Annotated in this window: 17 protein-coding genes; 5 read left to right on the top strand and 12 right to left on the bottom strand. The window is 67.9% G+C overall.

Annotated features, from left to right (window positions below):
• Nucleotides 1–2,237 (top strand): heavy metal translocating P-type ATPase (locus VNQ78_RS02530; RefSeq protein WP_325686251.1); only part of this gene is annotated, 2,237 nt, incomplete at its 5' end.
• Nucleotides 2,234–2,896: an arylesterase gene (locus VNQ78_RS02525; RefSeq protein ID WP_325686249.1), complete on the top strand. Its 663-nt coding sequence runs from the start codon at nucleotides 2,234–2,236 to the stop codon at nucleotides 2,894–2,896. The genes VNQ78_RS02530 and VNQ78_RS02525, both read left to right, overlap by 4 nt.
• Before the next feature lie 111 nt (nucleotides 2,897–3,007).
• On the opposite strand, the gene rpmB is transcribed toward VNQ78_RS02525, so the two are convergent.
• Both rpmB and meaB read right to left on the bottom strand, forming a co-directional pair.
• On the bottom strand, nucleotides 3,008–3,283 hold the full coding sequence (rpmB, locus tag VNQ78_RS02520) for a 50S ribosomal protein L28 (protein WP_325686257.1): 276 nt from the start codon (nucleotides 3,281–3,283) through the stop codon (nucleotides 3,008–3,010).
• Nucleotides 3,284–3,488: 205 nt separating this feature from the next.
• The gene (gene meaB / locus VNQ78_RS02515) at nucleotides 3,489–4,472 is read right to left on the bottom strand and encodes a methylmalonyl Co-A mutase-associated GTPase MeaB (protein WP_325686255.1); all 984 of its coding nucleotides are present in this window, start codon (nucleotides 4,470–4,472) and stop codon (nucleotides 3,489–3,491) included.
• A 124-nt stretch (nucleotides 4,473–4,596) separates the two neighbouring features.
• Here meaB and VNQ78_RS02510 point away from each other — a divergent pair, with 124 nt between their 5' ends.
• The 3 genes from VNQ78_RS02510 (at nucleotide 4,597) to VNQ78_RS02500 (ending at nucleotide 7,217) form a co-directional block, all read left to right on the top strand.
• The gene (locus tag VNQ78_RS02510) at nucleotides 4,597–4,989 is read left to right on the top strand and encodes a SoxS protein (protein WP_325686247.1); all 393 of its coding nucleotides are present in this window, start codon (nucleotides 4,597–4,599) and stop codon (nucleotides 4,987–4,989) included.
• A gap of 80 nt (nucleotides 4,990–5,069) precedes the next feature.
• The gene (serS, locus tag VNQ78_RS02505) at nucleotides 5,070–6,362 is read left to right on the top strand and encodes a serine--tRNA ligase (RefSeq protein ID WP_325686245.1); all 1,293 of its coding nucleotides are present in this window, start codon (nucleotides 5,070–5,072) and stop codon (nucleotides 6,360–6,362) included.
• 96 nt (nucleotides 6,363–6,458) lie between these two features.
• Nucleotides 6,459–7,217: a hypothetical protein gene (locus tag VNQ78_RS02500; RefSeq protein ID WP_325686243.1), complete on the top strand. Its 759-nt coding sequence runs from the start codon at nucleotides 6,459–6,461 to the stop codon at nucleotides 7,215–7,217.
• 6 nt (nucleotides 7,218–7,223) lie between these two features.
• Here the strand turns inward: VNQ78_RS02500 and der are convergent, their stop codons facing one another.
• The 10 genes from der to VNQ78_RS02450 all read right to left on the bottom strand — a co-directional run bounded on the left by der (nucleotide 7,224) and on the right by VNQ78_RS02450 (nucleotide 17,547).
• Nucleotides 7,224–8,696, bottom strand: a complete 1,473-nt coding sequence (der, locus tag VNQ78_RS02495; protein ID WP_325686240.1) for a ribosome biogenesis GTPase Der — start codon at nucleotides 8,694–8,696, stop codon at nucleotides 7,224–7,226.
• A complete protein-coding gene (locus tag VNQ78_RS02490) occupies nucleotides 8,693–10,015 on the bottom strand; it encodes a PQQ-binding-like beta-propeller repeat protein (protein WP_325686238.1) in 1,323 nt (440 codons plus the stop codon). The genes der and VNQ78_RS02490 overlap by 4 nt, the downstream gene beginning before the upstream one ends.
• A 75-nt stretch (nucleotides 10,016–10,090) precedes the next feature.
• Nucleotides 10,091–10,786: a tetratricopeptide repeat protein gene (locus tag VNQ78_RS02485; RefSeq protein WP_325686236.1), complete on the bottom strand. Its 696-nt coding sequence runs from the start codon at nucleotides 10,784–10,786 to the stop codon at nucleotides 10,091–10,093.
• 66 nt (nucleotides 10,787–10,852) lie between these two features.
• Entirely contained in the window at nucleotides 10,853–11,761 is a 909-nt protein-coding gene (rarD, locus tag VNQ78_RS02480) for an EamA family transporter RarD (protein WP_325686234.1), read from the bottom strand.
• Between the two features lie 127 nt (nucleotides 11,762–11,888).
• Nucleotides 11,889–12,488, bottom strand: coding sequence for a superoxide dismutase (locus VNQ78_RS02475; RefSeq protein ID WP_325686230.1), 600 nt, complete (start codon nucleotides 12,486–12,488; stop codon nucleotides 11,889–11,891).
• Nucleotides 12,489–12,614: 126 nt separating this feature from the next.
• A complete protein-coding gene (locus VNQ78_RS02470; protein WP_325686228.1) occupies nucleotides 12,615–13,061 on the bottom strand; it encodes a hypothetical protein in 447 nt (148 codons plus the stop codon).
• A 67-nt stretch (nucleotides 13,062–13,128) separates the two neighbouring features.
• Nucleotides 13,129–13,647, bottom strand: coding sequence for a sarcosine oxidase subunit gamma (locus tag VNQ78_RS02465; RefSeq protein WP_325686226.1), 519 nt, complete (start codon nucleotides 13,645–13,647; stop codon nucleotides 13,129–13,131).
• Nucleotides 13,640–16,558: a sarcosine oxidase subunit alpha family protein gene (locus tag VNQ78_RS02460; protein ID WP_325686224.1), complete on the bottom strand. Its 2,919-nt coding sequence runs from the start codon at nucleotides 16,556–16,558 to the stop codon at nucleotides 13,640–13,642. Before VNQ78_RS02460 ends, VNQ78_RS02465 begins: the two co-directional genes overlap by 8 nt.
• Entirely contained in the window at nucleotides 16,555–16,935 is a 381-nt protein-coding gene (locus VNQ78_RS02455; protein ID WP_325686222.1) for a sarcosine oxidase subunit delta, read from the bottom strand. Before VNQ78_RS02455 ends, VNQ78_RS02460 begins: the two co-directional genes overlap by 4 nt.
• A 336-nt stretch (nucleotides 16,936–17,271) precedes the next feature.
• Nucleotides 17,272–17,547 carry a hypothetical protein gene (locus VNQ78_RS02450; RefSeq protein ID WP_325686220.1) on the bottom strand — a complete coding sequence of 92 codons (276 nt, stop codon included), beginning with the start codon at nucleotides 17,545–17,547 and terminating at the stop codon, nucleotides 17,272–17,274.
• Nucleotides 17,548–17,618: the final 71 nt, after the last annotated feature.

Genomic DNA, 17,618 nt, shown 5'->3' with positions numbered 1-17,618 from the left:
AGGCGGGCTATCCGGCGGCAGATCTGGAAACCCGGCTTGAGGTTCAGGGCATGTCCTGCGCCTCCTGCGTGGGCCGGATCGAAAAGACGCTCCGCGCGGTTCCCGGCGTCGCCTCGGCCAGCGTGAACCTCGCGACGGGCGCGGCGGTCGTCGTGCACGCGCCCTCGGTCGAGGCGCAGAGCCTTGCCGATGCCGTGACGAAGGCGGGCTATCCTGCCCGGCTGCCGATGGCGCATGGCGCCCATGCCGGCGGCCATGTGCATGAGGCCGATGCCCCTGATGTCGGCCGCAACTTCCTGATCGCGCTGATCCTGACCCTGCCGGTCTTTCTGGCCGAGATGGGTGGACACCTGTTCCCCGCTTTGCATCACCAGCTTTACGCCCTGATGGGCGAGCGCGGGCTGTGGCTTGCGGAACTGGTGCTGACCACGATCGTGCTGGTCTGGCCGGGCCGCGTGTTCTTCCGCGTCGGCCTGCCCGCGCTCTGGCATGGCCGGCCCGAGATGAACAGCCTCGTCGCGCTGGGGGCCGGGGCCGCATGGCTTTATTCAACCGTCGCGACCATCGCGCCCACCCTGCTGCCGGTCGAGGCGCGCCATGTCTATTTCGAGGCAGCGGCGGTCATCGTGACGCTGATCCTGCTGGGCCGCTGGCTGGAGGCCCGCGCCCGCGGCCGCGCCGGCGCTGCCATCCGGCGGCTGATCGAACTGGCCCCGGCGACGGCCGAGGTCGAGCGGGACGGCAAGGCGGTCGAGCTTCCGGTGGCCGAGATCCGGGCCGGCGACATCCTGCGCCTGCGCCCCGGCGAGCGGGTGGCACTGGATGGTGAGTTGGTCGAGGGCGAAGGCGCGGTCGATGAGGCGATGCTGACCGGCGAGCCCCTGCCCGTCGTCAAGCGCGTCGGCGACCCGCTGACCGGCGGCACCGTGAACGGCAATTCGGCGCTGCGCTACCGCGTCACCGCGACGGGAGAGGACACGGTCCTTGCCCGCATCATCCGCATGGTCGAGGAGGCGCAATCCGCGAAACTGCCCGTGCAGGCGCTGGTCGACCGGATCACGGCGGTTTTCGTCCCGGTGGTGATCGGGCTCGCGATTCTGGCCTTCGCGATCTGGATGATCGCGACAGGGTCGATCACTCATGCGCTGATCGCCGGGATCTCGGTCCTGATCATCGCCTGCCCCTGCGCCATGGGCCTTGCCGTCCCGGTCTCGATCATGGTCGGCACCGGGCGCGGCGCGGAACTGGGGATCCTGTTCCGGCGCGGGGACGCATTGCAGCATCTCGCCGAAGCCGAGGTGGTGGCCTTCGACAAGACCGGCACGCTGACCCTCGGGAAACCGGCCTTGACCGGGGTTGCGACCGCCGGCATCGCGCGGGACGAGGCGCTGCTGCTGGCCGCCGCGGCCGAGGCGCGCTCGGAGCATCCGCTTGGCGCGGCCATAGTCGCCGCGGCGCAGGAGGCGGGGCTGGATCTGCCTGAAGCCCGCAACGTCACCGCCGCGATCGGCCGCGGCCTCTCGGCCGAGGTCGAGGGGAAGAACCTGCTGATCGGCAATGCCGCCGCCCTGCAGGAGGCCGGGATCACCCCCGACGCTGCGCTGCTGGCCGAGGCCGATGGCTGGGCCGAGAGTGGCGCGACCCCGGTGCATCTGGCCATTGACGGCACGCATCGCGCCGCCCTCGCCCTCGCCGATCCCGTGCGACCCGAGGCGGCGGCCGCGATCCGGGAATTGCACGGGCTGGGCGTCCGAACGGCAATGATCACCGGCGATGTCGAGGCCACGGCCAAGGCGGTTGGCGGCAGGCTGGGCATCGACCGCGTGATCGCGGGCGTGCTGCCCGAAGGCAAGCTTCAGGCCATCCGGCAGATGGGCGGGAACACGGTCTTTGTCGGCGACGGGATCAACGACGCCCCGGCGCTTGCCGCCGCGCGCACCGGAATCGCGATCGGCACCGGCACCGATGTCGCCATCGAATCGGCCGAGGTGGTGCTGGCTGGCGGCGATCCGCAGGGCGTCCCGCGCGCATTGCGCCTGTCGCGGGCCGTCATGGCGAATATCCGGCAGAACCTGTTCTGGGCCTTCGCCTATAACGCCGCGCTCATTCCCGTGGCCATGGGGCTTCTGGTTCCCTTTGGCGGCCCGCAGCTTTCGCCTATGCTGGCGGCGGGCGCCATGGCGCTGTCTTCGGTCTTTGTGGTTACCAATGCCCTGCGGTTACGAGGTTTCAGATGACCCTACGCCCCCTCTTGCTCAGCCTGGCCCTTGCCGCTGCCCCCTTCGGGGCCGTGGCAGAGCCGATGCGCATCCTCGCCTTCGGCGACAGCCTGACCGAGGGCTACGGCCTTGCCCCCGAGGTGGGGCTGGTGCCGCAGCTTCAGCATTGGCTGGACGCGAGGGGGTATGACGTGCTGGTGCTGAACGGGGGCGCATCGGGGGATACCACGGCCGATGGCGCAGCCCGGATCGACGCGACGATCCGGCGGGGCCAGCCCGATGCGGTCATCGTCGAACTTGGCGGCAATGACCTTCTGTCCGGCGTTTCCCCGCGCCGGGCGGAACGCAATCTCGACGTGATCCTGTCGCGGATCGGGGACCGGAACCTGCCCGCCCTGCTGGTCGGCATCGCCGGGCGCGAGCGGAACGAGGCGCAGGGCCGCGCCTGGGCCGAGATCTGGCCGCGCCTTGCCCGGAAGCACCGGGCCTTGCTGCTGGAAAACCTCTACGAGCCGTTCTTCACCCTGCCCGAGCGTGAGTTGGCAACCGTCCTGCAACCCGATCAGGTCCATGCCTCGGAGGCGGGCGTCGCGCTGATCGTCGAGGCATTGGGGCCAAGCGTCGAGGCCCTGATCGCCGAGACCGAGGCCCGCAAGCCTGTCGCCGCGGGTGGCTGAGCCGCGAAAATCCCGATACCGCACATGACAAAGCCCCGCCTGATCGGGCGGGGCCGGAGCCATCTTCTCCTTGGGCCGCGAATCGATCGGCCCTTGGAAAAGCGGTGACGATCAGGCCTTGGCCAGCTCGCGCTTGATCTTGAGGGCGCGGTCCGACAGCTCTTCGTCACGGGCTTTCGCCAGGAACGCGTCCAGACCGCCACGGTGGTCGACCGAGCGCAGGGCAGCAGCCGAGATGCGCAGCTGGTAGCTACGGCCCAGCTTGTCGGAGATCAGCGAGACCTCGTTCAGGTTCGGCAGAAACCGACGACGGGTCTTGTTGTTGGCGTGGGAGACGTTGTTGCCGCTCATCGGGCCCTTGCCGGTCAGTTCGCAAACGCGCGACATGATCTGTTCCTTCGATTCGATGGTGCGGTCGCCCGCAATATGAAAGGGCGCCGCGTGGCAGCGCCCGGAAATCTGTTGCGGGGAAATACGGGCTTGGGCGGGGCGCGTCAAGCCTTTTCGCCCGTCTTTCCTGCCCGCACGCCCCGGTTCCGGGGCTGAGGGCCATGAAATCCTCGCCTGACCCAGCGTCCTGACGACCCGAGCGTTAGGCTTCGCCGGGGCGATTCGCCCCTTGCAGCCAGTCCAGCACCAATGCCGCGGCCGCGTCGGGCTCGGCCTCGCCCCGCGCCACCGCATTCCCGGCCTCGCCCAGCCGCTTGCGGACCTCGGGCCGGTCGAGGCGGGCAAGCAGGCCAGACCGGACCTCGGACAGGAACCATTGCCGCGCCTGCTCGGCCCGGCGGGCCTCCAGATGCCCGGTTTCGCGCCGCCAGTCGGCCAGATGGGTCATGTGGCCCCATGCCTCCTCCAGCCCGTCGCCCGTCAGGGCCGAGACCGGCAGGGCGCGCGGATATCCCTCGGGATCCTGCGGCCGCTTGCGCAGAAGGCGCAGGGCGCCCGCGTAATCGGCGACCGTGCGCAGCGCATTGCCGCGCAGCTCGCCATCCGCCTTGTTGACAAGGATCAGGTCGGCAATCTCCATGATCCCGCGCTTGACGCCTTGCAGCTCATCCCCGCCGGCGGGGGCCAGCAGCAGCACGAACAGGTCCGACATCTCGGCCACGAGGGTTTCGGACTGGCCGACGCCCACCGTCTCGATCAGGACGATGTCGAAGCCCGCCGCCTCGCAAAGCCGCACCGTCTCGCGCGTGCGTCGCGCGACGCCGCCCAGTTCCGCGCGCGAGGGCGAGGGGCGGATGAAGGCCAGGGGATCGCGGGCCAGCGTCTCCATCCGGGTCTTGTCGCCAAGGATCGACCCGCCCGAGCGCGAGGAGCTGGGATCGACGGCCAGCACCCCGACCTTCAGCCCCTTTGCCGTCAGCATCTTGCCGAAGGCCTCGATAAAGCTCGACTTGCCGACGCCCGGCGTTCCCGAAAGACCGATGCGCAGCGCCTGACGCGGCGGCAGTTCCGCCAGTAGCCGGCGGGCGCGGGCGCGGTGGTCGGAGCGGGTGCTCTCGATCAGGGTGATCGCGCGGGACAGCGCGCGGCGGTCGCCGCGAAGCAGAGGCTCGGTCAACTCGTCCATGGGATCCTCGGGCCGGTAACGGATGCGGGCGCGGCGAAACGCGCCCCCGACTGGATATTTGCACATGAAGTCCATGTAAACGCTTGCGCTTGTCCATCGCCCGGGGCCGGGCTAGGGTTTCGCCATGAAACGGGAAGCCAGATTGCCGAACCGCCGCCATGTCATGGGACTGGCGCTTGGGCTGTCGCTTTCGGCAAAGGGCGCCCTTGCCCGTGGGCGCGACACTCGGCTGATGATGGTGCGCCGCAAGGGCTGTGTCTATTGCGCGCAATGGGACCGTGAGATTGGCCCGATCTATGCCAGCCACCCCGAAGGCCGGGCGGCGCCACTGCTGATGGTTGATATAGACGGCCCCTTCCCCGACGGGCTGGCGCTGGACCGGATGCCGTGGCTGACCCCCGGCTTCATCCTGCTGCTCGATGGGCAGGAGGTCACGCGCTTTGAAGGCTATCCCGGCGCGGAACGGTTCTTTCCCGTCCTGCGCGACATGCTGGACGAGGCGCGCCACTGGGGCTGAACCACGCGCGCCCCGGCTTTCGTCCGGGCCGGGCTTGGGTTATTGAAACTTCGGTAGACAATCCGAGGAACCGGCCAGCCATGCATGACATCCGCGCCATTCGCGAGAATCCCGCAGCCTTTGACGCAGCCCTTGGCCTGCGCAACCTGCCCCCCCTCTCGCCCGAGATCCTGTCGCTGGATGCCGACCGTCGTTCCCGTATCAGCGCGGCCGAGGCGGCGCAGGCCGAGCAGAACAAGGCCAGCAAGGAAGCCGGTGCCGCCAAGGGTCGCGGCGACGAGGCCGAGTTCGAGCGGCTGCGCGCCCTCGTCACCGCCAAGAAGGAGGAGACGGCGCGCCTTCAGGCCGAAGCCGCCGCTCTGGACGCCCAGTTGCGCGACATGCTGATGGGCATTCCGAACCTGCCCGTCGAAGGCGTCCCTCCCGGCAAGGACGAGGACGACAATGTCGAGATCCGGCGCTGGGGCGATCCGCGCAATTTCGACTTCACCCCGGTCGAGCATTTCGAGATCGAGGGCGTCCGCCCCGGCATGGATTTCGAGACCGCGGCGAAGCTTTCGGGCGCGCGTTTCGTGCTGCTGCAAAAGGGCGTCGCGCGCATCCACCGGGCGCTGGCACAGTTCATGCTGGACCTGCACACCGAGGAACACGGCCTGACCGAGACATGGACTCCGGTTCTGGTTCTCTCCGAGATGATGGAGGGCACCGGGCAATTGCCGAAATTCGGCGAGGACAGCTATCAGACCCGCGAGGGCTTCTGGCTGATCCCCACTGCCGAGGTGACGCTGACGAACACCGTCCATGGCGATCTGGTCGACGAGGCCAGCCTGCCTCGCCGCATGGTCGCCCACAGCCAGTGCTTCCGCTCCGAGGCGGGCAGCGCGGGGCGCGACACCGCCGGGATGCTGCGCCAGCACCAGTTCGAGAAGGTCGAGATGGTCTCGATCGTCGCGCCGGCCGAGGGCATGTCTGAACACGCCCGCATGACCCGCTGCGCCGAGACCGTGCTGGAGCGGCTGGGCCTGCCCTATCGCACCATCGTCCTTTGCGGCGGTGACATGGGCTTTGGCGCGCGCATCACCCATGACCTCGAGGTCTGGCTGCCCGGACAGGGCAAGTATCGCGAGATTTCCTCGGTCAGTTATTGCGGCGACTTCCAGGCCCGGCGGATGAATGCCCGTTTCCGCCCGGAAGCTGGCGGCAAGCCGGAATTTGTCCATACGCTGAACGGCTCCGGCCTCGCCGTGGGCCGCACGCTGATCGCGGTTCTGGAGAACGGCCAGCAGGCCGATGGCTCGGTCGAATTGCCCGCGGCGCTGCATCCCTATCTGCGCGGCAAGACGCGGCTTCAGGCGGACGGCACGCTGGCCTGATCCTTCGCGAGGGGGCGAGAAATCGCCCCTCCGCCGGAAACCGCTTTCACATGCTCCGCGTTCGGCAGCATGAGACCCGCAGGCACGCTTATCCTCATGCTGGCGACACTGGCCTTTGTCGCCAGCACGTCGGGCTATGCGCTGCAGCCGGTCCCCGCCCCCCCGACGATCGAGATGGCGCTGCCCGGCATGGGGCTAGACGCGATCACGGGCGCAGCCCCGGCGGTGCCGGACATGGTCGCGCAATTCATGCGCCCGCGCGTGCCTGCAATGCTGGCGCTGCTGGTCGCGACCTGGCTTGCGCTGATCTATCACGCCGCGAGCCAGATCTTCGCATCGCGCAAAGACCCGTCAGCCGCGACGCCCCTCCCCCGCCGCTGGTCCGGTGACCATCATGGCGCGCTGGTCATCGGGTTGATCGCAGGCGCGATCTGGCCCTGGCTGCTTGCCCCCCAGCCGGGTGGAGCCTTCCTCTTGGGCGCGGTGATGGTGGTGGGATTTGTCGGCGAGGCACTGGCCGGGGTGCCGCCCTCCCCCGACCGACGCATCAGCGCCTCGCTGGGCTTCGCGGCGGGCTGGGCGACGCTGGCGGGCTGCGCCCTTGTCGCGACCCTGCTGCATGGGCAATTCGGGATCCCCGAACGGGTCGCGGCGGTGATCGGCGTCACCATGGCGGCACTCGCCGCGGTCAGCGTCCAGCTGAGGCTGGGGCGGACGATCAGCTATGGCATCGCGGTGATCTGGGGCATGATCGGGCTGGCGGCAGGCGCGGTCGCCACACAGGCGGCGCTGTCGATGATGGCCGTGCTGGGCATCGCCATCATCGCCTTCGCACTGGTGCGCGTCACCACCTGAGCCGGGTCAGGTGCCCTTGGGCTTCTGCCGGACCCGGTGCTTGGAGAGCGCGCCGGACTGGTTGATCTTGTTCGCCTTGTCCCGATAGGGGTTCTTGGTGCCCTGATCGCGGAAGGTCAGGCGAATCGGCGTGCCGGGCATGTCGAAATCCGCCCTGAGCCCATTGACCAGATATCGCGCATAGCTGTCGGGCAGCTTGTCGGTATGGGTCGCCATCACCACGAAGGCCGGTGGCCGGGTTTTCACCTGCGTCATATAGCGCAGCCGGATGCGGCGGCCGCCCGGCGCGGGCGGCGGATGCGCCTCGGTCATGGCGGAAAGCCACTGGTTCAGCCGCGCGGTCGAGATGCGGCGGTTCCAGACCTCATGCGCCTTCAGGACCGCATTGTGCAGCCGGTCGAGGCCCTTGCCGGTGCGCGCCGAAACCGTGACCAGCGGCGCACCCTTCAATTGCGGCAGCAGGCGCTCGAACGCCTCGCGCAATTCGTTCAGCTTCTGGGGTTTCTCTTCCTCGAGATCCCATTTGTTCGCGGCGATGACCACGGCACGGCCCTCGGTCTCGGCGAAATCGGCGATGCGCAGATCCTGCTGCTCGAAGGGAATGCCCACATCGAGCAGCACCACGACCACCTCGGCAAAGCGCACGGCCCGCAGCCCGTCCGCGACCGAGAGCTTCTCGACCTTGTCGGTCACGCGCGCCTTCTTGCGCATCCCGGCTGTGTCGAAAATGCGGATCGGCGTGCCCATGAACTCGGTCGAGACACTGATCGAATCGCGGGTGATCCCGGCCTCGGGGCCGGTCAGCAGGCGATCCTCACCCAGAATCTTGTTGATGAGGGTCGATTTCCCGGCATTCGGACGGCCGATCACCGCGATCTGCAGCGGCTTGCGGGCCGAGGGACGCCAATCCTCCTCGTCCTCATCGCCATCCTCGGAGACATCGACATCGGTTTCCGGCGCCTGCTGGACGTTCTGCGCCTCGAACTCCTCGGCAAGCGGGACGAGCGCGCGATAAAGATCGTCCATCCCTTCGCCATGCTCGGCCGAGATGCGCAGCGGCTCGCCCAGCCCCAGCGCATAGGCCTCCATCGCGCCTGCCTCGCCCGCGCGGCCCTCGGCCTTGTTGGCGGCAAGGATGACATGCTTGGCGCGGCGGCGCAGGATCTCGGCGAAATATTCATCCGCCGCGGTCACGCCCACGCGCGCGTCGATCACGAAGAGGCAGACATCCGCCTCGTCCACGGCGCGCTCGGTCAGGCGACGCATCCGGCCCTGAAGGCTGTCATCCTCGGCAATCTCGAGACCGGCCGAATCGACCACGATGAAGCGCAGGTCGCCCAGCCTTCCCTGCCCCTCGCGCAGGTCGCGCGTCACGCCGGGCTGGTCATCGACCAGCGCCAGCCGTTTCCCGACGAGGCGGTTGAAAAGCGTGGACTTGCCGACATTCGGTCGTCCGACGATGGCGAGGGTGAAGCTCATCTAAATGCAATCAGCTGGCCGTCATGGGTGACGACGTAAAGGGTCTGGCCTGCGACGGCCGGGGCCGCAGCGGCGCCGCCCGGAATCTCGGCCTGGCCGATCAGAGCACCCGATGCGGGATCGAAGACGCGCAGATAGCCGTCCGAGCCGGCAAGGTAAAGCCGGTTTCCGGCAAGCACCGGCCCGTAGTGATTCCAGACCTTACCCTGCTTCCTCACGATCTGCTTGGTGAAATAGGGCAGCTTTTGCGCCCAGACCCGCCCGCCATTCGCGGCGTCGAGCCGCAGGAGCTGGGCCTGATCGTTCACGAGGAAGACCGAGTTCCCGGCGACAAGGACCGGGCTGGAGGCTCCTTCCGGCGCTTCCCATTTCATCAGCCCGCTCTCAAGGTCATAGGCACCGACGCGGCCCGAGCTGGTGCCCGAATAGACCGTGCTGCCGACGATCACCGGATCGCCCGTCATTTCCCGGAAGAGCGAGATCGAGCGGCCAAGGCGCGAGCCTGCGACATCCGCGGCCCAACGCTGGGCGCCGTTGCTGGTATCGACCCCGACAAGCTGGCCGGTGGAATAGGGGAAGACGACCGTGCCGCCAGCGACTGCCGGCGCACCGCCGCCCATCACGCCCGCCATGCCGTCATTGCCAAAGACGCGCCACATCACCTTGCCGTCGCTGGCGCGCACCGCCCAGCCAGAGGCATCGCGGCCGACCACATAGACGATGCCATTAGCCACGGTGGGCGAGCCCGAGATCGGCGCGTTGACCCGCTGGCGCCAGGCGACGCCGCCAGTCCGCGCGTCCAGCGCGACAAGCTCGCCATAGCCGGTGGTGGCAAAGACGCGGCCGCCCTCATAGGCGAGCCCGCCGCCCGAGACGCTGTCCCCCGATTCCCGCGCGGGGCGCAGGCCGGTGCTCCAGACCCGGCCGCCGCCGGTGGTGGTGGCCGTGACCGTCGAGAGGCTGTCGAGCGTATAGACGATGCCCCCCGCCACGACCGGATCGGCGGTGATCCGGTGCCGGCGGTCCGAGGCGGACCCGATCGGGGCCGACCAGACCCGGTTGGTCCCCGCGCCAAGCGCCATATTGCCCGATGCGTGGCTGGCGCTGCCCGCACGCTGCGGCCAGTCGGCATTCGCGCGCATCGCAGGCAGCGACAGAGCCGTGGTGGTCGGGCCGGGCTGGCCCATGACAGCGGGGCCATCGGCCGAAAGCACTGCCCTCGGGTCCAGCCGCTCTCCGGGCAGGGCCTTGTCCCGTTGGCCACAGGCCGTCAGGGCCGTGAGACCCGCCAAAGCGGCGAGCAGGGGCAACCTCGTCATCGCTGTCTCCTCATTGCGGCTGATGCACCGCATCTTGGTCTTGGTCGTGAACACATTCCCGGCAGCCGCGCCGGATCATTCCGAGGGCGCGATCGGCATCGTTTGCGGCCCCGGTCCCTGCGCCTCGTCGGGATCGGCACCAAGTGTGATCATCACCTCGCCCAGCCGGCGGCGCAATGGCTCGGAAAGCCCGTCCTTCTGCTGGATCTGGCGGATCAGCATGGTCGCGTCCTCGGTCCGGCCCGCGCCGATCAGGGCCACGGCCTTCTGTTCCAGCGCCAACAGCTCAAAGGGCGCGCCGGGCTTCGACAGTTGCGACAGGATGCCGTCGCGCTTGGCCGCATCCATGCCCGGCCCCGCGACCATCACCGCCTTCAGGAGCGCGAGGTCATGAAGCAGCATGTCGTCGGAACCGGCCTCTGCCGCCGCGAGCAGCCGCTCGGACGCCTGCTGGGTCAGGCCGGCCTCGGCCTCGGCCCCGGCGGCCAGCATCTCGGCCAGAAGCTTGCGCCCGGACGATCCGTTGGCATCGATTGCCGCAAAGGCGGTGGCGCGCTCGGGCGAATCCTGCGCGGCCAGCACCGCGTCACCCCAGGCGCGGGCTTTCGCCTCGGCCTGGTTTGCGCTGTATTCCCGCCAGACCGACCAGCCAACCATGGCAAGGATCAGGGCAATCGCGATCCAGCCAAAGCGGCGAAAGGCCGCGAACAAACGGTCGCGGCGCAGGTCGTCAGTGACCTCGTCGATGAAGCTGTCGTTCTGGTTGGCCATATCGTCCCCGTATGCTTTCGCGCTGTTTTATACGGGCTTGCCCGCATTTGCCAATGCCGGGCTGCTTCACGAACCCCTGTGCGTCCCGATCCGGCTGCCAAAAACCGCCGAACCGGAATAGATGGCGAGCGCAGTCCAGATCATCGCGAAGGCGATCATGTGCCAGATGGTGAAGGTCTCGCCAAACAGGGCGACCGCGCAGAAAAATTGCAACGTGGGGTTCAGATATTGCATCAACCCCACCGTCGCCATGCTGATCCGTCGGGTCGCATAGCTGAAAAGGATCAGCGGAACGGCGGTGATCACACCCGACAGGACCAGCAGCACCGTGGTTTCCCAGTCGCGGCCGATCCCGATCGGCTGGAGCATTCCGGCCGGAAGAAGCCCGGTCCCCTGCAGCACCAGCCAGATGAGCGCGAGGGGCGAGAGAATCGCGACCTCGCAGGCGACGGACAGGACCGGACCCATCGGCAGGGCCTTTTTCACCACGCCGTAAAGACCGAAGCTGATCGCCAGCCCCAGGCTGATCCAGGGCGCGACACCCAGCCCCCAGGTCAGGACCAAGACCGCGAGTGCGGCAAGCGCCACCGCAGCGCCCTGCGCGAGGCTCAGCCGCTCGCCAAAGACCAGAACGCCCATGACCACCGCGACCAGCGGAAAGATGTAATAGCCCAGCGAGCTTTGGACGACATGTCCGCTTTGCACCGCCCAGATGAACAGCCCCCAGTTCAACGAGATCGTGACCGCCGCGAACAGCAGACGCCAGAATGCCGGGCCGGTCAGCGCCGCCCGCAACTCTCCCAGACGCCCCTGCACGCCAAGGATCCCGAGGAACAGGACCAGCGACCACAGCGTGCGATGCGCAAGCACCTCCATGACCGGGACACCGGAAATCGCGTGATAGAAGATCGGCGCGAAGCCCCAGATCACGCAGACCGCGATCATGGCCCAGAAGCCCTTGCCCTGCTCGCTCATCCACGGGTCTCCTTTTCACAGCCGCCCTGACATGAACCCGGCCCGGAACGGCGACAAGCGCAAAACGCCCGCCCCGAACGGAAAAGGCCCGCCAGAATGGCGGGCCCGGTTCCATCTGCAACGGGGATCAGAGGCGCGAGGCCACGTTTTCCCAGTTCACCAGCTTGTCGAGGAAGTTCTCGAGGTATTTCGGGCGGGCGTTGCGGAAGTCGATGTAGTAGCTATGCTCCCACACGTCGCAGCCCAGGAGCGCGGTCTGGCCGAAGCAGAGCGGGTTCACGCCGTTCTCGGTCTTGGTGATCTTCAGCGAGCCGTCCGCGTCCTTGACGAGCCATGCCCAGCCCGAGCCGAACTGGCCAACGCCGGCAGCCGCGAAGTCCTGCTTGAACTTGTCGACCGAGCCGAAGGATTCGGTGATCGCCTTTTCCAGCGCGCCCGGAATGGCGCCCGGATTCGGACCCATCATTTCCCAGAACTGGGCGTGGTTCCAGTGCTGGCTGGCGTTGTTGAAGATGCCGTTCTGCGCCACGGCGCCCGACTGGTAGGTGCCCTTGACGATGTCCTCAAGGCTCTTGCCTTCCCACTCGGTGCCGGCGACCAGCTCGTTCAGCTTGTCGACATAGGCCTTGTGGTGCTTGTCATGGTGAAATTCGAGGGTCTCTTTCGACATGCCACCGGCAGCAAGTGCATCATGGGCATAGGGAAGATCGGGAAGGGTGAAGGCCATTTCGATTTCCTTTCCAAGGGGTTCGGAACAGGGTTCTGGCACAGCCGCAAGGCGGGGGAAAGCCCCGATGCGCGGCGGCGGCGTCAGGCTGCGCAACGCGTGACCGCATCCCAGGGTTCCACGCGCTCATTGTGGCGGAGAGGCGCAATGGCCGTGCCCCCGCATGACGTTCTGGTATCCTTTCGCGGTCACGATCATCTCGGCGCGGCCGTCAGTCTTGCTGACCGTCAGGCGAAAGTCCACCCGCTCGGCATATTGGCGGGATTTATTGCGGACCCCGCCCAGCGCCCAGCCATAGCCGCGCTGGCGGGCGTCGTCGGCGGTGATGACCGCTTCGATCGGGCGGCGGACCAGATCCTTCAGGATCGGGTCAAAGACCTCGATCCGGCCGGTATGGGGGCCCGAATCCTGCCGGGTGAACATCAGGAATTCCGGCACCCAGCCGGTCCCGCTCTCATCGACCAGCTCGCACATCATCACATGCAAAGGCGGCCTCGACGGCGGCTCCTGCGCGAAGGCCGGGGCCGCGAGGGCAAATGCGAGAAGCGAAAGGGCAAGGTTCAGGCGGCGCATCGGCAGTTCCAGCGGGATCGTGCCCTATCCATAGGAAACCGGCGCGCCGCGGCAAGTGCAAACTGGCTCAGCGCGGATCGAGCGTCGTGCCGGGTCGCGCCGCGCCCGAGAGGATACCGCGCAGATAATCCGCGACCGAGCGGAAGCCGATCAGCCCGAAGCCCTCGCTTTCGCGCCAGATGCCGCAGGCGACCTGCGCCGCCCGCGTCCGCCGCATCCCGTCCACGGGTATGGCCGCGATGTCGGCAGGGCAAAGCTTCATAAGCACCTGACCGGCCCCCGCCCCTTCGATCGCGAAGGCGACGCGCATGTCGCTGACGTCCACGACAAGCGCATGTTCCGACCCGAGCGCCGAGGTCAGGGCCGCCATGCTCTCCGCGACCTCGCCCTCGGGCAGGACCAGCAGCAACTCGTCCGGCGACATCCAGCAAAGCCTGCGGGCGCCCTGCGTCGTGGTCATGCCGGGGCCGGGCAGCGCCAGCCCCACAGCCTCCGCGATGGCCGCGCCCGTTCCATCCAGATCGGCACGGATCTGGATCATGCCCAGCCCCGCCGTCTCGGTGATCTTCGCCAGCGCCTCAGCCATTCGCCCGGCTCCCTTCCTTGTCGTAGAAGACCGGATCGACGATCCGCGCCTTGTAGCTTTCCTGCCCGGCGACGGGGAATTCCAGCACCTCGCCCATGCGGTCCGGTCCGTGCCGGACCAGACCCATGGCGATCGGCCGGTTCAGCGTCGGCGAGATATAGGTCGAGGTCACCCGCCCCTGCATGTTCCGCTGGCCATTGCCGTTCACGCCCTCGGCCACGGCATAGACCCCGTCCGGCAGCATCCGCCCGTCGAGGCTTTCAAGGCCGACCAGCTTCCAGCGGTCGGGCGAGGCCATGAAGCTGCGCTCCTGCGCGCGCTTGCCGATATAGTCGGTTTTCTTCTTGCTGATCGCCCAGCCGAGGCCCAGATCCTGCGGGATCACCGTGCCATCGGTCTCATCCCCGATCATGATGAAGCCCTTTTCGGCGCGCATGACATGCATCGCCTCGGTGCCGTAGGCGGTGATCCCCAGGTCTCGGCCAGCCTCATGCAGCCTTTCCCACAGCTCAAGGCCGCGCTTCGCCGGCACCGCCAGTTCAAAGGACAGCTCGCCCGAGAAGCTGATACGATAGATCCGGGTGGGGATGCCGCCGATCTCGCCCTCGGCCCAGCCCATGAAGGGCAGCGCCTCGGGCGACAGGTCCATGCCGCCCAGCCGCTCCAGCAGCACACGCGCTTTCGGTCCGACGACGGCGACCTGCGCCCATTGTTCGGTCACGTTGGCGGTCCAGACCTTCCAGTCCCACCATTCGCATTGCAGCCAGTCCTCCATATGGGCATGGATCCGGTCGGCGCCGCCGGTCGTGGTATGGACGAGCCATGTGTCCTCATCGAGCCGCGCGGTCACGCCGTCATCTGTCAGAAAGCCGTTCTCGTTGCAGATCAGGCCATAGCGGCACTTGCCCACGGGCAGCCTCGACATCATCCCGGTATAGATCATGTCGAGGAAGCGGCCGGCATCCGGCCCCTTGACGATGATCTTGCCCAGCGTCGAGGCATCGAGCGTGCCGACGCCATCGCGCACCGCGCGAACCTCGCGCGCCACCGCATCGGCATGGCTCTCGCCCGCCTGCGGATAGCAATAGGGGCGGCGCCAATGGCCGACCGGCTCCCAATGGGCGCCATGCGCCTCGTGCCAGCCATGCATCTGGGTCTTGCGCAGGGGCTGGAACAGCGCCCCCCGTGCCTCGGCCGCGATCGTGCCCAGCGTCAGGGGCGTATAGGGCGGGCGGAAGGTGGTCGTTCCGGTCTGCGGGATCGGCTGCTTCAGCGCCTGCGACAGCACCGCAAGGCCGTTGATATTGCTGACCTTGCCCTGATCTGTCGCCATGCCCAGCGTCGTGTAGCGCTTGGTATGCTCGACGCTGGCGTAACCTTCCTGCGCGGCCAGTTCGACATCCGAGACCTTCACGTCGTTCTGGAAGTCGAGCCACATCTTGAATTTCATCGCCCGCGTGGCGTTGATCGGCATGACCCAGACCGGCATCAAAGGCTGCTCGGCCGCCGCGCCGACCAGCAGGTCGCCCGCCGCCGCGCCCACGGGCGTCGCCATGGCCTTGCCATCCGCGCCGGTCGGGGGCCGGGCCGTGTCGGGCACGAACATCGCCTGCGCGTCGATCCAGTTCAGCTTGCCGCCGCAATGGCTCCACAGATGGACGACAGGGGACCAGCCGCCGGACATGGCGACGCAATCGGCCTCGATCACCTCGGACACCCGGCCCTCGCCCACATGCGAGCAAAGCTTGACCCCCTCGACCCTGCGATGCCCCTTGATCCCGGCAATGGCGCTTGCCGGCAGGACGCGGATGCCGCGCGCCCGCGCCGCCTCGGGCAGCGCCCCCAAGACCGTGGGCCGCGCGTCGATCACCGCCGGCACCTCAAGCCCCGCATCCAGCGCGGCAAGCGCCGTGCGATAGGCGTCGTCGTTATTGGTGACGAGGATGATCCGGCGTCCCGGCGCGACGCCGTAATCGCGGATGAAATCGCGCACGGCCGAGGCCAGCATCACGCCGGGAACGTCATTGCCCGCAAAGCTCAGCGGCCGTTCCAGCGCGCCCGTGGCGACGATCACATGCCCCGCCCGGATGCGCCAAAGGCGCTGGCGCGGCAGGTCGGCATTCGGGTCGTGATCGGCCAGCGCCTCGCGCGCGATCAGATAGCCGTGGTCGTAAAGCCCGGTCGCCATCGTATTGCGGCGCAGGGTGACGTTCGGCAGGGCGCGAAGCTCGGCCAGCAGCGCGTCGATGCGGGACTGCCCGTCCGCGTGATCGGTGGGGGTGCGGCCACCCCAATGCGGGTTCTGCTCCAGCACCGTGACCGACTTGCCCTGCCGCGCGGCGTCGCGCGCGGCGGTCAGCCCGGCGATACCGCCGCCCACCACGACCAGATCGGCATGGGCATAGGCTTGCTCATAGCTGTCCGGGTCGGCCTGATGCGGGGCCTTGCCCAACCCGGCCGAGCGGCGGATCACCGGCTCGAACACATGTTTCCAGAACGAACGCGGGTGGATGAAGGTCTTGTAATAGAAGCCCGCCGGCAGGAAGCGGTAGAGCCAGTTGTTGACCGCGCCGACATCCACCTCGAGGCTGGGCCAGCAGTTCTGGCTGGTCGTGACCATGCCGCCCACCAGAGCGGTGGTGGTGGCGCGCTGGTTCGGCTCGAACCTGCCGCCCTGCCCGAGGCCCAGCAGGGCATTCGGCTCCTCCGCACCCGAGGCCAAGGGGCCGCGCGGGCGGTGATACTTGAAGGAACGCCCCATCATCAGCTGGCCATTCGCCAGCAGCGCCGAGGCCAGCGTGTCGCCGCTGAGCCCGCGGAACTGCCGCCCGTCGAAGCGGAAGGGAAGCTGATAGGCGCGGTCGATCAGTCGGCCGCCGGAGGAAAGGCGGAAGGGTCCGGTATCGCTCATTCGGTCAGGCTTTCGGCGGGCGAGGTTGCGGTGGTGTCGGAGGTCTGCGCGGGCAGCCAGTCCGGGGTCCAGTCGGGACGGCGGGCGCGGATCGCGTCGACGATCTCGGGCGTGGGATGGGGATTTTGCGCCTTGTAGGTGCCGAACACCTCCAGCGTGATCGTGCAGCGTGCGGCAAGAAACCATTTCCCACAGCCATAGGCATGGCGCCAGCGTTCGAAATGCACGCCCTTGGGGTTCTTGCGCGCGAAAAGATAGCTCTCGAAATCCTCGTCGCTGGAACCGGGTCCGAAGCGTTTCAAATGCGCCTCTCCGCCTGCATGAAGTTCGGTCTCTTCGGCGGAGATGCCGCAATAGGGACAGGTCAGGGTCAGCATCTGAACTCCTTGAGCGGCAGAGCGCGCATGCAGGCAAGCGCCGCGGCGGTCAGCCCGGCGGTTGTCGTCTGGTTTGTGGGGATATGGGCGACGGGCGCGCCTGCACGGCCACAGGGGGCGGCGGCGCCGTTCGTCAGGTCATCGGAAAAACGGGAAAAACGCCCCGGCACCGGCATTGCCGCCGGTTCGGGCCATGCGCCGGGACTCTGGCGCGCCGCCAAATCCACGCCGGGGGCGCACGCCTTCAGGCGGCTCCGCCAGAATGGGGCAACTTCCGAGGGGCGAGCCGCCCCCCGGATTGTCAGATTGCGCGCGGCATCAGTCGCGCCGCCCGCCTCAGTTCGCGGGCGGGGTGGTGCCGGCAGGGGCCGGCGTGGCCGGGGCAGGCTCGGTTGCCGGAGCAGCAGGCTCGTCGGCAGGTGCGGCCGGCGCGGCAGGCTCGACGCTGACCGCGCCATCTGTCGGTGCCGGGGCGGGAGTGGTCGCAGCAGGTGCCTCTGCCGGGGCTGTCGGCTCGGGTGTGCCGGACGACATGTACCAGTAGATGACGGCCAGCACGACGACGATCGCGCCGATGATGAGCCAGAGGTTGCCCTTGTTCTGTTCGGCCATGAAGAAAACTCCTTGGTCATGGTGACGTGAACCACCAATGCGTTATGGCCGAAAGAGTTCCATTGAAATTT

This window comes from Paracoccus sp. (in: a-proteobacteria), from assembly GCF_035556475.1.
Lineage (GTDB): Bacteria > Pseudomonadota > Alphaproteobacteria > Rhodobacterales > Rhodobacteraceae > Paracoccus.
Note: the sequence above shows the minus strand (reverse complement) of the source record. Positions and strands in the feature narration are given on the sequence as shown.

Bases quoted from the DNA above. Each gene is read 5' to 3' on its own strand.
- VNQ78_RS02525 (WP_325686249.1), top strand. From the start codon at position 2,234: ATGACCCTACGCCCCCTCTTGCTCAGCCTGGCCCTTGCCGCTGCCCCC.
- rpmB (WP_325686257.1), bottom strand. From the start codon at position 3,283: ATGTCGCGCGTTTGCGAACTGACCGGCAAGGGCCCGATGAGCGGCAAC.
- meaB (WP_325686255.1), bottom strand. From the start codon at position 4,472: ATGGACGAGTTGACCGAGCCTCTGCTTCGCGGCGACCGCCGCGCGCTG.
- VNQ78_RS02510 (WP_325686247.1), top strand. From the start codon at position 4,597: ATGAAACGGGAAGCCAGATTGCCGAACCGCCGCCATGTCATGGGACTG.
- serS (WP_325686245.1), top strand. From the start codon at position 5,070: ATGCATGACATCCGCGCCATTCGCGAGAATCCCGCAGCCTTTGACGCA.
- VNQ78_RS02500 (WP_325686243.1), top strand. From the start codon at position 6,459: ATGCTGGCGACACTGGCCTTTGTCGCCAGCACGTCGGGCTATGCGCTG.
- der (WP_325686240.1), bottom strand. From the start codon at position 8,696: ATGAGCTTCACCCTCGCCATCGTCGGACGACCGAATGTCGGCAAGTCC.
- VNQ78_RS02490 (WP_325686238.1), bottom strand. From the start codon at position 10,015: ATGACGAGGTTGCCCCTGCTCGCCGCTTTGGCGGGTCTCACGGCCCTG.
- VNQ78_RS02485 (WP_325686236.1), bottom strand. From the start codon at position 10,786: ATGGCCAACCAGAACGACAGCTTCATCGACGAGGTCACTGACGACCTG.
- rarD (WP_325686234.1), bottom strand. From the start codon at position 11,761: ATGAGCGAGCAGGGCAAGGGCTTCTGGGCCATGATCGCGGTCTGCGTG.
- VNQ78_RS02475 (WP_325686230.1), bottom strand. From the start codon at position 12,488: ATGGCCTTCACCCTTCCCGATCTTCCCTATGCCCATGATGCACTTGCT.
- VNQ78_RS02470 (WP_325686228.1), bottom strand. From the start codon at position 13,061: ATGCGCCGCCTGAACCTTGCCCTTTCGCTTCTCGCATTTGCCCTCGCG.
- VNQ78_RS02465 (WP_325686226.1), bottom strand. From the start codon at position 13,647: ATGGCTGAGGCGCTGGCGAAGATCACCGAGACGGCGGGGCTGGGCATG.
- VNQ78_RS02460 (WP_325686224.1), bottom strand. From the start codon at position 16,558: ATGAGCGATACCGGACCCTTCCGCCTTTCCTCCGGCGGCCGACTGATC.
- VNQ78_RS02455 (WP_325686222.1), bottom strand. From the start codon at position 16,935: ATGCTGACCCTGACCTGTCCCTATTGCGGCATCTCCGCCGAAGAGACC.
- VNQ78_RS02450 (WP_325686220.1), bottom strand. From the start codon at position 17,547: ATGGCCGAACAGAACAAGGGCAACCTCTGGCTCATCATCGGCGCGATC.